The 246-nt window shown below is 67.1% G+C and carries 1 protein-coding gene; it reads left to right on the top strand.

Annotation, left to right across the window (positions count from 1 at the left end; translation table 11 throughout):
* Window positions 1–246: hypothetical protein (locus SB751_RS34000; RefSeq protein ID WP_410749496.1), on the top strand; the 246-nt coding region annotated here is incomplete at both ends.

Consider the following 246-nt stretch of genomic DNA (forward strand, 5'->3'; position numbering starts at 1 on the left):
GGCTGCCGCACTGGCGGGCGTCATCTGCACGAGCGGCTCGAAGCGATCGACCAGTTCGGGCAGATCGTCGTGATCGATGTGATCGAGCGGATCGAGACGGCTGCCTTGACCGGCATCGCCGCTCAATTCCGCGTGCTCGCCATGACCGGCTTCACCCGCTTGAACGTGAACGGCCGCAGCCTCGCCCTGCGGCGCTTCGACGCGCTCGAACGGCGAACGCGCACGCAGCAGGTTGCCGTTGACCAG

It is taken from the genome of Cupriavidus sp. SIMBA_020, from assembly GCF_046535395.1.
Taxonomy (GTDB): Bacteria; Pseudomonadota; Gammaproteobacteria; order Burkholderiales; family Burkholderiaceae; genus Cupriavidus; species Cupriavidus campinensis.